This window comes from Variovorax cryoconiti, from assembly GCF_051216395.1.
GTDB lineage: Bacteria > Pseudomonadota > Gammaproteobacteria > Burkholderiales > Burkholderiaceae_C > Variovorax.
In genome coordinates, this window is the sequence record NZ_JBPJZI010000037.1 from 1 (window position 1) to 1256 (window position 1256).

The window sequence follows — 1256 nt, forward strand, 5'->3', positions numbered from 1 at the left end:
CTCACAGCGCCCTGGCGATCACTTCCTTCATGATCTCGTTGGTGCCGCCGTAGATGCGCTGCACCCGGGCGTCGGCGTACATGCGCGCCACCATGTACTCGTTCATGAAGCCGTAGCCGCCGAAGAGCTGCAGGCACTCGTCGATCACGCGGCCCTGCGCCTCCGAGCCCCAGAGCTTGGCTATCGAGGCGGTGGCGGTGTCGAGCTTGCCGGCCACGAGGTCTTCCACGCAGCGGTCGATGAAAGCGCGGCCCACCTTGATCTGCGTGGCGATCTCGGCCAGCTTGAACTTCGTGTTCTGGAACTCGGCAATCGGCTTGCCGAAGGCCTTGCGGTCGCGCACGTAGTCGAGCGTGGCCTGGTAGGCGCCTTCCATGGTGGCCAGCGCACTCAGGCCGATGATGGTGCGCTCGTAAGGCAGATCACTCATGAGCTGGAAGAAGCCCTGCCCTTCCACACCGCCCAGCAAAGCATCGGCGCTCACACGCACGTCGTCGAAGAAGAGCTCGGAGGTGTCCTGCGCCTTCATGCCGATCTTGTCGAGCACGCGGCCCACGCGAAAGCCCTTGCAGCCCTCGGTCTCGACGATGAGGATCGACGTGCCCTTGGCGCCCTGCGTGGGATCGGTCTTGCACACCACCAGCACCACGCCAGCGAGGTAGCCATTGGTGATGAAGGTCTTGGAGCCGTTGATGAGGTAGCCGCCGTCCTTCCCATCCTTCGTCTTCTCGGCGCGGGTGCGCACGCCCTGCAGGTCGGAGCCCGCGCCGGGCTCCGTCATGGCGATGGCGCCCACCAGGTACGGGAAGGCGTTGATGAAGCCGATCTCCACGTTGCTCAGCCCACCGAAGCCCTTGATGATCTGCGGCAGGAAGAAGCTCAGTCCGTACAGCGGCACGGTGATGCCCATGTAGACAAAGCCCAGCCCGATCACACGTGGGTTCAAGAGCGACTGCTTCCACGAGATCTTGTTGATCGACTCGCGGTTGCGGCGCTCCGAGTCGAGCGTCTGCTCCAGCCAGCTGCGCTCTTCGGTGGTGAGCCACTTGGCGTCCTTCGGGCCGTCGGGCAGGTACATCAGCACGAAGAAGGTCAGGATCAGCGAGGGAATCGCCTCGAGGATGAACAGCCACTGCCAGCCGTGCATGCCGCCGACGCCGTCCATGTTGAGGATGTAGCCCGAGATCGGCGAGCCGATGACGGTCGAGATCGGAATGGCGAACATGAACCAGCCCACGATGCGTGCGCGGTACGCC

General features: G+C 64.0%; 1 protein-coding gene. It reads right to left on the minus strand.

Features of this window, described 5'->3' with window-relative positions; all coding sequences use genetic code 11:
- Position 1 precedes the first annotated feature (1 nt).
- A partial coding sequence (locus ACSFA2_RS25510) for an MFS transporter (RefSeq protein WP_435458124.1) occupies positions 2–1256 on the minus strand: 1255 nt, incomplete at its 5' end.